The organism is Shewanella sp. HL-SH4 (assembly GCF_051164845.1).
In the GTDB taxonomy this organism is placed as follows: Bacteria; Pseudomonadota; Gammaproteobacteria; order Enterobacterales; family Shewanellaceae; genus Shewanella; species Shewanella glacialimarina.
Window position 1 is genome coordinate 2,631,770 of the sequence record NZ_CP195037.1, and the last position, 13,158, is coordinate 2,644,927.

General features: G+C 39.9%; 11 protein-coding genes. 4 read left to right on the forward strand and 7 right to left on the reverse strand.

The window, feature by feature from the left end; translation table 11 throughout:
- Both ACRWQL_RS12455 and ACRWQL_RS12460 read left to right on the forward strand, forming a co-directional pair.
- The gene (locus ACRWQL_RS12455; RefSeq protein WP_434950270.1) at positions 1 to 777 is read left to right on the forward strand and encodes a glycosyltransferase family 25 protein; all 777 of its coding nucleotides are present in this window, start codon (positions 1 to 3) and stop codon (positions 775 to 777) included.
- A gap of 8 nt (positions 778 to 785) precedes the next feature.
- Complete coding sequence (locus ACRWQL_RS12460) at positions 786 to 1,892, forward strand: glycosyltransferase family 9 protein (RefSeq protein WP_434950273.1); 1,107 nt, start codon at positions 786 to 788, stop codon at positions 1,890 to 1,892.
- A 75-nt stretch (positions 1,893 to 1,967) separates the two neighbouring features.
- Here ACRWQL_RS12460 and ACRWQL_RS12465 read toward each other — a convergent pair whose 3' ends face one another.
- Entirely contained in the window at positions 1,968 to 2,711 is a 744-nt protein-coding gene (locus ACRWQL_RS12465) for a substrate-binding periplasmic protein (RefSeq protein WP_434950275.1), read from the reverse strand.
- Between the two features lie 210 nt (positions 2,712 to 2,921).
- Between ACRWQL_RS12465 and ACRWQL_RS12470 the strand changes: the two genes are divergently transcribed.
- Positions 2,922 to 3,923, forward strand: a complete 1,002-nt coding sequence (locus ACRWQL_RS12470) for an NAD(P)H-quinone oxidoreductase (protein WP_434950277.1) — start codon at positions 2,922 to 2,924, stop codon at positions 3,921 to 3,923.
- 371 nt (positions 3,924 to 4,294) lie between these two features.
- A complete protein-coding gene (locus tag ACRWQL_RS12475) occupies positions 4,295 to 4,726 on the forward strand; it encodes a hypothetical protein (protein WP_226412971.1) in 432 nt (143 codons plus the stop codon).
- Positions 4,727 to 4,828: 102 nt separating this feature from the next.
- Here ACRWQL_RS12475 and ACRWQL_RS12480 read toward each other — a convergent pair whose 3' ends face one another.
- The 6 genes from ACRWQL_RS12480 to ACRWQL_RS12505 all read right to left on the reverse strand — a co-directional run bounded on the left by ACRWQL_RS12480 (position 4,829) and on the right by ACRWQL_RS12505 (position 13,107).
- Entirely contained in the window at positions 4,829 to 6,754 is a 1,926-nt protein-coding gene (locus ACRWQL_RS12480; protein WP_434950279.1) for a bifunctional diguanylate cyclase/phosphodiesterase, read from the reverse strand.
- A 7-nt stretch (positions 6,755 to 6,761) separates the two neighbouring features.
- A complete protein-coding gene (locus tag ACRWQL_RS12485; protein WP_434929151.1) occupies positions 6,762 to 7,442 on the reverse strand; it encodes a transglutaminase-like cysteine peptidase in 681 nt (226 codons plus the stop codon).
- 67 nt (positions 7,443 to 7,509) lie between these two features.
- On the reverse strand, positions 7,510 to 8,115 hold the full coding sequence (locus tag ACRWQL_RS12490) for an OmpA family protein (RefSeq protein WP_434950282.1): 606 nt from the start codon (positions 8,113 to 8,115) through the stop codon (positions 7,510 to 7,512).
- Positions 8,115 to 9,476, reverse strand: a complete 1,362-nt coding sequence (locus tag ACRWQL_RS12495) for a TolC family outer membrane protein (RefSeq protein ID WP_434953373.1) — start codon at positions 9,474 to 9,476, stop codon at positions 8,115 to 8,117. Before ACRWQL_RS12495 ends, ACRWQL_RS12490 begins: the two co-directional genes overlap by 1 nt.
- A 74-nt stretch (positions 9,477 to 9,550) precedes the next feature.
- Positions 9,551 to 10,933, reverse strand: coding sequence for an HlyD family type I secretion periplasmic adaptor subunit (locus ACRWQL_RS12500; RefSeq protein WP_434950284.1), 1,383 nt, complete (start codon positions 10,931 to 10,933; stop codon positions 9,551 to 9,553).
- Positions 10,930 to 13,107, reverse strand: a complete 2,178-nt coding sequence (locus ACRWQL_RS12505) for a type I secretion system permease/ATPase (RefSeq protein WP_434950287.1) — start codon at positions 13,105 to 13,107, stop codon at positions 10,930 to 10,932. The genes ACRWQL_RS12500 and ACRWQL_RS12505 overlap by 4 nt, the downstream gene beginning before the upstream one ends.
- Positions 13,108 to 13,158: the final 51 nt, after the last annotated feature.

A 13,158-nucleotide genomic window follows, 5' to 3' on the forward strand; every position in this document is an offset into this window, starting at 1 on the left:
TTGCTTAAATATAAAGTCTTTGTCATTAACCTTAACCGCTCTCCAAAGCGGTTAGAGGCTATTTCTGCACAGTTACAACAGCAAGACATTCCTTTTGAACGTATTGAAGGGGTGGATGGTGCGACACTAACTGCTGAACAAATTGAAGCCGTTTCGCCACGCTTATTAGCGCAAAAAAGCTACCATAGAGATTTGGGTAAGGGCGAAATTGGTTGCTCCCTAAGTCATAAACGCGCTTGGCAGAAAATCATCGACGATGATCTTGATTTCGCCTTTGTGCTTGAAGATGACATTGGTTTAGAAGACAACTTCGCTGACGTAGTTAATTTAATGGCAAGCTTACCCCACGCAAATTGGGACTTTATTAAGTTGTATCCGCTACGTCGTGGTGGTGGGAGTAACATTAGAGATTCATTTGATTATCAAGGCCACCAATTTGTCAGTTACCATAAGTTTCCGATAAGTGCGGTCGCGCAAGTGATCAGTAAGCAAGGTGCTAAGTCGCTATTAAAAAATATGCCTTATATTGTTGAGCCAGTGGATGGACATATTAAATCTTGGTGGTCATTGGGTATTTATCCATTTGGGCTAATTCCTTATTGTGTATCAGTCGACCTAGCAGGGCTTTCAGATATCAATCCTGTGGGGAGTTTAGAGAAAATGCCGCAACGCAAGCTCACAAAACTGCGTTTGAATTGGTCTAGAGCCTTTAAGCGTATGTTAGTGACACCATCATTAGACAAGCATTTTAACCAGTTTAAAGACAGTTTGAAGTAAGGGATAACGTGAGCGGATTAATCAGCCATCAGCAGCTACTTAATGCTAAAAAAGTACTTTATATGACCCACTTGGCCATTGGGGACTTTGTCTACCAAGGTGTCTGGTTATCTGCGTTAAAAGCGAAATATCCCCATTTGACCATTGATATTTGGTTTGACGATTGTCGACGTAGTCCGCATGAATGGGCTGGTGGACGCAATCAAATTTTAACCGAGTGGATTAATGCCATTGGTGATTTTGGTGATATATATCCTATTGTGTCCAATATCGCTGAGCGTGAGCAATACATTACCAAGGCCCAGCAACAATATTACGATGTTATTGTGTTTGTGGGTAAAAACCGTTCAACTCAATATGCAAAGTTAGCACGCACTATTTCTAAACAAGCGCTCAGTGTTGCGACCACAAGTGGGGCGAATTTTTTCAGTAATTGGCTTTATTTTAATAAACTAGATGGGGTGATTAGTTACGATGATATTGCTGACTCGACCCAGCATATTACTGAGTTATATGCTGAGTGTTTTAAGCAGCTTTTAGGGTTAACCACATCTGATTTGGTGTCTGGCTATACCCAATTAATGATCCAGCCTGAAGATAAATACACCCAGCAAGCTCTGCAAATTATTGATGATTTAACCGGTAAAGATAATACCAAGCTAATTTGTTTTATGAATCATTTATCGACTGCGGATAAGAAAGATTATCCTTGGGCACAGTTAAAGACGGTTATGTTGACGTTAGCTCAGCTTTATCCGCAAGTGGTATTTATCATCAATACTCCACCGAATAAATTGATGTCAGTACAGCAGGATGTAGAGGCTGATGCAGAGTTGTCAGCGTTAAAAATTCAGGTTTTTACTGCGCTAGAAAACTTTTTTCAGTTGCCAGCCTTAATGGCAAAATGTGATTTTTGTTTGAGTGTCGATACTGCAACAGCACATTTGGCAGTCAGTATGAAGGTACCTCAAGTGACCATTATGGCAAGTGACTTTAAATTGTGGCAGCCTTTGGGTGACAGCCTTATTTTAGAGGGCACAGGCAAAGCCAGTTCAGTTGCCACTTACACTGTGATTGATGCCTGTAAGATCCAATTGAGTAAGTGTATTAAATAGTTATTTTTGATATAGAAAGGGCTTATAAAATGTTCAAAGAAATAGTGAGCATTTTATAAGTCAATTCGGTCTACTTTAATATGATGGGATCTGATACTTATCGAGAATTTTTTGGTATTCCCCCGTAGATTTTAGTGTCTTTACACCTAGATCAAACTGTTGTGCTTTGATCAGTTTATTAAGATTAAAGCCAACGTATAGACTGATTTTATCTGGCATGGAACCAGCATATTTTATTTTTTCAGACAATTTTAGTTGTCTAGCAGTGTATTGAATAACATATCTATTACCAATAATAATTTGGTGCCTCCCTCTGATCATTCTTATAATATTCATCGACAGTGGTTTATCGCCAACAGCCCAATATATTTGCTGATTATTGGACAAGTAAGACTCTAATGCTTCGCCGTAATCGTATCCCTTAATAACTGCAATAGATTTTGATGAAAGATCGCTCAGTTTTTCATATCTCCAGGGATTATTGTTAACAGTAAAAAAATCATTACTTACCTCACCGACAACAGTCTCCCCAGTAAGTAAACCTTGTTCAACAGCCACACTTTTTGATATGGCTAAAACTGCGTCAATATTGCCAACCTGAGTTTCTTTTAATGCACGGTTAAATGGCATGGGTACAAAAGTTACCTGTACCCCCTGGATTTCAAATGCTCGTTGTACTATTTCAACTAGATAACCTGGTCGGTCGTCACAAATGTAAGGGCACCACACATCAGAGGCTATATGGATAGTCTTTGCGGAAACTGGAAAACAACATATTATCAAAGTAACAATAGTGCTTAATACGGACTTTTTTGACATAGTGGCTCGTAACATAGGTGCCTTTAGTGCTTCTGGGGGCGCTATTTTAGCTATTCATATTATTTGATCAATATTTTTCGATTATAAATTAAACAATTTTTTCTTTAGGTAACCAAAGATAAATAAGTTGTCGTTTGTGTTGGTATTTTTTTACCATATTGTTGCGATCTCTTGGTTAGTGGTTTTTATTTAAATTATAGGACTAAAAGTATGCTTCAGAATAAAATGATACAGCAGGTGGTGTTTGATCAACCTGGAGATGCTAATGTCATGCGGCTAGGTAGCGGTAGTCTTGCACCTTTACAATCAGGTCAGGTTTGCATAAAAGTACACGCTGCAGGCGTCAACGGCCCTGATATTAAACAACGTATGGGAGCCTATCCCGCTCCTGAGGGCGCAAGTCCTATTCTTGGTTTAGAAGTGGCAGGCGTTATCATTGCGATAGCGGATGATGTTACCCAGTGGGATATTGGGGATAGAGTTTGCGCTCTGGTCCCCGGTGGTGGCTATGCAGAACAAGTTAATACCTTTGCTGCACACTGTTTACCCATTCCTGCAGCTTGGAGTTTTATTCAAGCAGCGGCGCTGCCTGAGACCTTTTTTACGGTTTGGGGCAATGTGTTTATGCGGGCAGGATTAAAAGCGGGTGAAACAGTGTTAGTGCATGGAGGGTCAGGCGGCATTGGTAGCACGGCGATTAAGCTTGCCAGCCAGCTTGGTGCAAACGTTTTTGCCACATCAGGCACCGATGATAAATGCCAGTTCTGCCTTAGCCAAGGTGCCACGCATGCGATTAACTATAATAACCAATCCTTTGCAGAGTCTATTCTGTCGCTAACTCATCATCAAGGTGTTGATGTGGTCGTCGATATTGCGGGTGGCGATTTTATTAATGAAAATTTAAAAGTGCTCGCAATGGATGGACGAATGGTATCAATTGCGATGCAAAGAGGGCCTAAAGCAACGGTTGATATTTTCAGGTTAATGGCAAAACGTATTATATGGACTGGTTCGACGTTACGACCACAAAGTGTAGTAGCAAAAGCCCAGATTGCCGCAGAGCTTAAGCTGTATGTTTGGCCGTTACTTGAAAGCGGACAATTTACTCCACCCATTGATAAAGTGTTTGCGTTTAATGAGGTGGTTCAAGCTCATCAATATATGGAGTCAGGTATGCATAAAGGCAAAATAATTTTAAACTTGTGTGACTAAAACTCAGAAAGATCTGATAAAAACTTGAAGCATGAAAAATTTAAGCTAATCTGCAGTTATCAAATATAAATTGGATGATTTTAAAGCAAGACAGTGTCGGTTTATGCTTGTGTAAAGTGAAATTTTTTAATGTCGTATCATGATACATACATAAATATTGTGCGTTTTTTAAGGTCATTACGCTATTGGTAAATTATTTTTAAATATTTTTACCAAAATTTGAAAATTAACTAAATTAGGCATTGATTCTCTGTATTATTCTGTTTAAATACCCACATTATTGAAGCTTAATAATATTGAGCCGAGGTTATTAATAAGTTCATCGAGCATATCTTTTTGGTATATGTGTTGATTTAAGGGCGTTAGCATATATGTATAACACAGTAAAAAAACAATTATGGGTTGGTGAGTTAAGAACGGCTAGAGGGAATACAATTGTTATTCACGACGGCCAATTACCTGAAGCATCCAAAGGGCGTATCTATTTATTTAATACAGTACGCAATGTCATCATTGAGTATGTAGAAGATATCGTTAAAGTAAATTTGCATGATCTTGATGAGGCACAAACTAAAGCTGCGTTGGCTGAGTTTGGTGATGCTTGGCAAGTCGCCCGTGCCGAGTTTATGGCTAAACAGCAAACTCGCATTGATTTGTCTAAGGTGCCTGATACCGCGCCTCCAAAGAAAGCTAAGCCAGCACCTGAGCCAGATGAGATTGCAGATGGTGACGATATTGATGTCTTTGATGACGCTGATGATTCAGATGATGATTTTGACATGGATGATGGTGTCGACGATTAAGTTGTTTGAGTCAAATAGCTAATAAAGTTGAATAAGCCAATAAAAAACCAGTAGCATGCATACTACTGGTTTTTTTGTGGGTGATAGATACCCTAATGATGATTAGGTGAGTTTGATATCAACAGGCGGGGCTATGTAGCCTTGGTGTGCATCTAAACGTAAGTCGTTAAAGCGGCTTAGCTGCTTATTCTCTTGAATTCCCGTCACAATAACTTGAATATCTAGTCCTTTTGCCACGTTAACCAACGCGCGACATAGCTCACTGTTGTGTTGATTCTCTTCGATAAAAGCAAAAGATTGATCCAGTTTTACATAGCTGGGTCTTAGGTTTTGTAAATAGGCCATGGAGCCGAATTGACGACCGAAATGGTCAATACCGAAGTGGGCACCACAATCACGAATAATATTGCACAAGTGTTCACATGAGCTTAAATCGCTATAGACACTTGCTTCAGGGATCTCAAAACAAATGCGTTCAGGCGTTTTATGATTTCTAAGGAATTTCTTAATCCAAAGATGAAACTCATGATCGCCAATACTTTGATAAGTTAGGTTGATGGCCACAGGTTCAAAATTACGGTCAAATAAATGATGGCTATTAACGGTTTCAATTAAGCAGCGATCTAACACGGTACCCAATGATAAAATTTCCACAAAAGGCATAAACTGACCTGCATGTAACACTTCATTATCTAATGTGAGTTGACAGTACAGTTCACGTTGACACACTTCATTGTTTTCATTTAATAATATGGGTTGCCAACGAAATTGAAATTGATTGTTATTGATTGCGTGGGTGAGCTTTTGTCGCCACTCATCACGGCTGAATAATTGCTGCTGAGTATTTTCATACCAATGAAAGATTTTATTATCTTTAATCGATTTTTGTAACGCATTGTCAGCTTGAGCAAGTATGTCCGATACACTCATTTGACCTAAACGTTCAGCGATACCAATATTGAATTGCTCATTGGGTTTACAACCTGCTTTCGATATTTCTTTATTGATTGTGCGGATCATGCCCTGTAAGTATTTACTGAGTTGTTCGTGTTCACTTTCTTCAATTAAGAAGGCGAATTCATATGCAGCTATTCGTGCAATAACAGAAGGGCTAATGTCATCTAAATGGTGATGTAATTTATTGCCAAGTAACTTGATGGTTTCATCTCTTACTTGATAGCCATACTGGCTATGCACATCTTCAAGCCAGTCCATTTTAACTAAAAATAATGCACCAGAACTAGGCTCACTAAGCCAACCATTAATCCGGCTTACCATGTATTGACGGTTAGGAAGATTGGAAACTTGATCAACTAAGTTTTTCTTACGTAAAGCTGATACTTCTTCATCTAGCGAATTAAACACCTGTTTAAGTTGGCTCGACATGCTATTAAATGCTTGAACCAATTCCTTTAACTCTGTTGTTTTAGGGGTTGGCATATCTGGGCCAAATTGACGATTAGCAATTTTTTTAGCGTGCTCTGATAGCGAATTCAATGGTTTTAAGATGATGCTTAAACCAACTCGAGCAAAGATGATGGCGATTAAGAATAAAATTGAAAATACTATGATGATATTGGTTATAATCCGCCACATCTCCTGGTAACCAAACCCTGGGTGAGCGGTTATTTCAATTTTAGCTAGCTGTAACCAACCTGATGTGATGATACTTTCTTTAGCAATAGGCTTAAAAATTTCAAGGTCAATAAACCATTGGGGGACATTTTGTACTCGAATGGCATTATTCCAGACTTGCTGTTTACCATCTACTAACCAGGTAAGCTTAATTTGTTGGTAATATCCACCTTCAAACAAGACATTGACTAAGGTCTCTGTTGCAGCATCATCACCGGCTTCTAAAGCTGGTACAAGCATCAGTCCTAATGAGTGACTGGCATTATTAAGGTCTGACTCCATTTGCTTTGCGAGAAAGCTCTGAGTCTCGTTAAATTGCACGTAAGCTAAGCTTGCTATCGTTAGCAAGAATAGTACGAAAAGTAACGCATAAATCTGTCGAAACAGGGTCATGTGGTCACTACTCCATTTTAAGTTTGGGTTGACGTAAACGGTCAACACCTAAGCGATGTGTTAAATCATTCCATTTTTCTAGTCGTGATGATGAGCCTGCTAACACCCCTCGACCTTTTTCTTTATTTAACCATAACTGCTTACCGTTAAAGCTATACACAGGGAGTAAATCGCGTCGCTGTGTGGCAAGTTTAATTTTCTTGTCTAAATTATCTAAAACTAACGGGACCGAACTCGGTGTTTCATAGTAGGCGAGCACCATGTGGTATTGATTCACAGAAGTCGCTTTTACCATGGTGATACGCAGTTTATCCTCTGATACACCTAATTGGAGTAAGGTAAAGTATTTGGCAATAGAGAAGTCTTCACAATCGCCGCCATTTACACCGATAAACTCCATTGGTGTGGCCCAATAGTTAGAGTCACCCCAAAGTACTTTGTCATCAACAAATCTGAATAAATTGAAAAATTGATTCACTTTCTCTAGTTGTTGTTTTTCCGGTAAAGCTTGTGCTTCGTCAACCACTTTAAACCAGGCTTTGGCCCTTAAGCCTGCGCGCTGGCCATAATTCTGGCTAAGAGTCGAAATAATTTTGTCAGCATTTAGTGTTTGCGTAGGCGCCGCAAAAAGTGTTGAAATAGACAAAATGGCTGCCACAATTAAAACGTGACAGCCTCTTTTTGTTATGGACTTATTGCATCTCGATAGAGTCAAACGCTGCTAGCCCTTATGTTTATGACAACTTTACTTATCGCTATTCTGTTTGTTGATCAACAGTGTAAATATGCCATTTTAAATTTGGAATAGTCTCTTCACTTTGTACTTCAGCGATAACGCGACGATTCACTTTTTCAGCTTCTGGAGTACCACTAGTGTCGATAAGGCGATCAAAACTATAGCCTACAGAGTTCAAACGTGACGCTTCAATACCAAATGTATCTTGGAGTATTGTGGTAACAGCTTTAGCTCTGTTTTGTGATAAAGCTAAGTTCAGCTCATAGCTGCCACGATTACTACAATGTCCTTCAATGGTCACAACCGTTGAAGGATAAAGTGTCATCAGACTCGCAACCTTTTCTATTTGTGAGTAATACTGTGGATCGATATAATCAGAGTTGTTTTCAAATAAAATTTCAAGTTCTTGGCGTTCGTTAATCTTTTTAACTGTGCCGCAACCATAATTATCAACCTCAGATCCGATGATTGTGCCCATGCAGCGTTCTCTTGCAGCAATAACACCATCACGATCTTGATCGTTTAGATCAAATTGCTGTTGAGTGGGTTGGTCCATAGAAATAGTATCATTCATAGAACAAGCACTGGTTAAGCTGACCATTAATAATAAAATGAAGTAACGCATTAGTTTGCTCCTCCTTCGTAATTACGTTCACCAGACCATACATCAGGGCGAGTTACTCGTAATGATTCTAATAACCTACCGGTCGAGTTTAATACACGATATTGAGCAATAATTTCATCATATTCAGTTTGTAAATAATCTTTACGCGCTTCAAATAGCTCGTTTTCGGTGTCGAGTAAATCGAGTAAGGTACGTTGACCTAGGTTAAACTGCTGCTCGTAAGCAACTTGAGTTTGTTTTGAGGCAACAACATGTTCACGAATATACATTTTTTGTGGCGATAACATTTCAAAGGCGTTCCATGCAAGCGAAGCACCTTCAACGACTTGGCGATTTGCGCGTTGTTGAATTTCCTTCGCTTCACTGATTTTGTAGGCAGATTCTCTATCGCGGGCGATATCTTTACCGCCAGCAAATAGGTTGTAACGCATTCTTACCATACCGACTAAGTCATTGCTGTATCCATTGACATTTTGATTGGCAATTTGGCTGTAGCCATCTTCGCCATCAACATCATTGTTCCAGTTACCACTCAATTCAAGATTGAATTTAGGGTAATAATTCGACTTAACCGAGCTGCGCTCTTGTTTAGCTGCGTTGATGTCATTTTCTGAAGATTTCAAAATAGGGTGGCTAGAAGAAGCCAGTTTTATGCTTTCACTTAAGCTTTTAGGTAGCATGTCGGCATCGGGCACAGGTAAAATTAAATCCTCCGGTGCGATTTCCACAATACGCATATATTGTGCTTTAGCGTCATGGAGATTATTTTTAGCCGAAACCACATTAGCGTTTGCGCGAGCTAAACGACCGGTGATTTGCGATAAATCAGCAATCGACCCTAAACCTGAATCTGTTCGCTGTTTTATTTGATCATATATTGCTTCATGGCTTTCTAAGTTTCTTTGTGCAAGAGTGAGAACTTGTTCAGCACGAATAAAGTATAAATACACTTTAGCTACATCTAAAGCCATGTCTTCAGCGGCAGCAAATAATGCCCATTGCTCTGCACTGGCTTCAAATGAGTAACGATCAACTTCACTACTGGTGTAGAAACCATCAAATAGCATCTGCTTGATACTGAAACCAGCTTCTCCACGCTCAAGTTCCATCACCCCTTCATCTAAATTATCATTTAGAGGTTGTACTTTTCGGCGTGATGATGGGCTATCGGTTTGCTCCCAACCATAGCCTGCCGTGATATCGACTGTTGGCATATACCCAGACTTAGCCTGATTAACCTGTTCTTCTCGCGCTTTGAAGCGGTTGAACACAATACGCAGTTCTGGGTTAGTATCTAATGTATGTGCAACTGCTTGTTCTAGTGTTTGGCTAGTCGCTACAGGTGACATTAATACCGACATGGCCAATGCAAGCGCACTAAACCTTAGTTGTCGATTTGTTGTATTGATCATTTGTAAAAAACCCTCCCGGTTCTTTAGCGCTCTCTCAGCGCAGTATCTTTTGCTCTTAAAATTGGATTTAATATGTACTCAAGTATGGATCTTTTCCCCGTAATAACGTCCACCGAGGTGAGCATACCGGGAATAATTGGCATCTGTGTGCCATCGTCTTTCATTAAATTAGATTCTTCAGTTCTTACTTTTATAGTATAAAAACTGTTGCCTTCTTCATCTTGCGAAGTGTCAGCGCTAATGTGCTCAACGGTGCCTTTTAAGCCACCATAACGGGTAAAATCGTAGGCGGTGACTTTAATAATCGCTGGTAAGCCTGGATGTAAAAATGCGATGTCTTTTGGGGTGATTTTAGTTTCAATTAATAAGCGATCTTCCGATGGCACAATTTCAATTATTTCTTGCCCTGGCTGAATAACGCCGCCCAATGTATTAATATGAATTGATTTTATCGTACCTGCAACTGGCGAGGTTATAACCGCTTTACTGACTTTATCAAACGCGCCAATTTGTGCTTGGTTCATTCTTGATAGCTTGGTTTGTATCTCATTGAGCTGAGCACGTAAATCTGCCGCATAAATCAATACGGCTTCGCGGCGTTTTAAAATGGCTTCGTCCATCGAAGATTTCACTTTGGGGCGTAATAATCGTACAGATTGAAGTTCACCCTGGATATCGTTAACGACACGTTCTAATTTTAACAGCTCAACTTCAGGGACAATACCTTTTCGTGCTAATGGTTTAGTGAGTTCTAGCTCTCTAGAAATGAGTTGATAGCTTGTGGTTAAAGTCGATATTTTAGACGATAGTTCTTCCGTTTCTTGCTGACGCTGTTGTATTTGGCGGACTAATATCTCAAGTTGGTTACTAAGGTTATCTAAACGACCTGAATACTCTTCCTGTTGACGTTTAACCAGTGCAGGTTCCTGTTCAATGAGTTCTGCTGGAAAGATTAAAGACTGTTTGGTTATTTTAACCTGTTGGCGCCAGTCAGCAGACATATCTGAAATAACAATACTGTCTAATTCCGCTCGCATACGAATAACATTGGTTTGTAGTCCATATACTTCTTGCTCCTGTTGAGCAAAGTCAGAGCGGAAGCGAGTATCATCGATACGTGCTAATGGCTGATCTTTTTCGACGAGCATGCCTTCCTGGACAAAGACCTCTTGTAAAATACCACCATCCAAACTTTGGATAAGCTGTACTTGGGAAGATGGAATAACTTTACCCATACCGGTCGTCACTTGATCTAGTTCAGAAAAATACGCCCATATAAAAAAGCACAGCATCATGGCTGCCATTGACCAAATAATCAATCGATGACCCGATGGGGCATCGGTCATCATGGCGCCGTAAACATCATCGACCATTTCTAAGTCTGCAGTGGTTAAGTGTTTACTCATGTATTTTGACCTCCAGCAAGCAGGCCATTATTAAGTTTCTGTAGTACTTCTTTTTTTGGACCATCAGCAATAATGTGGCCACGATCTAAGATGACAATGCGATCGACTAAGTTAAGTAAATGCATTTTATGGGTAATTAGCAGTAAAGTTCGATTTTTACTGACCAGTGCCATTGAATTGACAAATTGTTTCTCTGCACGCGCATCTAAGCTGGCTGTTGGCTCATCCATTAGCAAGATTGGAGGGTCATTAAGCGTTGCTCTGGCTAGAGCCACACTTTGACGTTGTCCTCTGCTTAATGATAACCCACCTTCACCCACTTGTTGATCAAGGCCTTCAGACTCTAGGTGAGTAAACAGACTTACACCTGATAATTGTACCGCTCTAATCAGTTGATGTTCGCTCACTTGGCGAGTGCCAAATAGAATATTGTCTCTAATGCTGCCATGAAAAAGGGTAACATCTTGGGGTAAGTAACCAAAGTTACGGCGTAAATCACTGGGATGTATTTGACCAGCATCGATACCATCATATCGAAGGCTACCATTGGTTGGCTTATACAGACCCAACAACAATTTAGCTAAGGTACTTTTACCCGATCCGTTTCGGCCAATAATCGCCACTTTCTCACCGGGTTCAATGTTGATAGACATAGGGTACAGAATTGGCTTTTCTGCTTCAGGAAAAGTAAAACTCACATTATCAGCGGTTATTCTGCCATTGATACGTTCTTTACTCACAAGCTGACCTTTGTTTTCAAATTCGTCTTCTTGATCCATTATTTGGTTAAGTTGACGTAATGAGCTCATGGTGTAATTGCCCCGAGTAATCAAGGAGGCTAATTGTGCCATGGGGATGACAGCTCGGCTGGATAGCATAACCGCGGCAATTATGCCTCCCATAGAAAGTTCGTTGTCAGCTAAGCGATATACCCCAAAAATAACCACGCAAATTACGCTAAATTGCACAGAGAAATTGGCAAAGTTGGCTAAATAATTAGCCAGTTTTTTAGTTTTTAATTCCCAGTTGGCAGTGTGGCCAATCATTTGTTGCCAGCTCTTTTGAACAATACCTTCAGCGCCATTGGCTTTAATCGATTCGATTGCCGTTAAACTCTCGACTAAATGGCCATGCTTTAAACTGGCAAAGCGGTTACTTTCTTCAATTGCGGCTTTAAGTTTAGGTTGTACATATAAGGTGACAGCAATTATCAACAAGCTGGCGATAACAGGGATTACTGCCAAATCACCAGCAACGATATAAATAATAATGACAAATAGGATTGCAAAAGGTAAATCAACTAGTGAGGTGATAGTTGCAGAGGCTAAAAACTCTCGAATACTTTCAAACTCACCTAGCTGGCGAGCCATGCCACCAACACTAGGAGAACGCAGAGATAATGGGATGCCAATGACTTTAGCAAAAAGTTTAGAGGAGACAATGATGTCAACTTTTTTTCCAGCTATATCAATTAAGTAACTTCTTAGTTGTCGCATGATGAAGTCAAAAACATAAGCAATGCCCGCACCAATAGCAAGTACCCAAAGTGACTCAAAAGCAAGATTTGGAACAACTTTATCATAAACATTCATGATAAATAATGGTGACACTAAGGCAAATAAATTGACAAGTACCGACGCAATTAACGCATCTCGATAAATTGGAGCTGAGTCAACAATGCTTTGTTTTAACCAATGCACGCTACTGTCATGAATGTGAACATCAACTGCAGCATCACCACGGTAATGTTGTTTTACTAAAAACAGGTAACCCACATAGAGGGTTTCTAACTCCTCTAAGGTAAGCGTTTCTTCCCCACCCGTTTCAGGAAGTTGGATAACAGCCTTGTCTTGTTCAATATTGATTTCACGTAAAATACAGGCTTTTTTATCTTTGAGTAATAATATGCAAGGTAATAAAATTGGTGTTACTTGATTAAGATCTTTTCGTGACAGCTTTGCTGATAGGCCTGCGCGTCCAGCCGCCTGTGGCAGTAAGTCAGGGGTTAGCACTGCACCGGTTAACGGAAGTCCTGCCGCAAGTGATTCACTTGAACATGGGCTGCCGAAATGCTCGGTTAATAAGACAAGGCAATCAAGAAGTGGATCGACTGTCACTCTTTGTGAGGCCGAAATGGTCCACTGTTCCTGAATCTTGGAAGCAGTTGCTGGCACTGTGGTGATATCCTTAATATTCTTTTATGAACTTATTATTCTTATTGATGC

Bases quoted from the DNA above. Each gene is read 5' to 3' on its own strand.
- ACRWQL_RS12465 (WP_434950275.1), bottom strand. From the start codon at position 2,711: ATGTCAAAAAAGTCCGTATTAAGCACTATTGTTACTTTGATAATATGT.
- ACRWQL_RS12470 (WP_434950277.1), top strand. From the start codon at position 2,922: ATGCTTCAGAATAAAATGATACAGCAGGTGGTGTTTGATCAACCTGGA.
- ACRWQL_RS12475 (WP_226412971.1), top strand. From the start codon at position 4,295: ATGTATAACACAGTAAAAAAACAATTATGGGTTGGTGAGTTAAGAACG.
- ACRWQL_RS12480 (WP_434950279.1), bottom strand. From the start codon at position 6,754: ATGACCCTGTTTCGACAGATTTATGCGTTACTTTTCGTACTATTCTTG.
- ACRWQL_RS12490 (WP_434950282.1), bottom strand. From the start codon at position 8,115: ATGCGTTACTTCATTTTATTATTAATGGTCAGCTTAACCAGTGCTTGT.
- ACRWQL_RS12495 (WP_434953373.1), bottom strand. From the start codon at position 9,476: ATGTCGGTATTAATGTCACCTGTAGCGACTAGCCAAACACTAGAACAA.
- ACRWQL_RS12500 (WP_434950284.1), bottom strand. From the start codon at position 10,933: ATGAGTAAACACTTAACCACTGCAGACTTAGAAATGGTCGATGATGTT.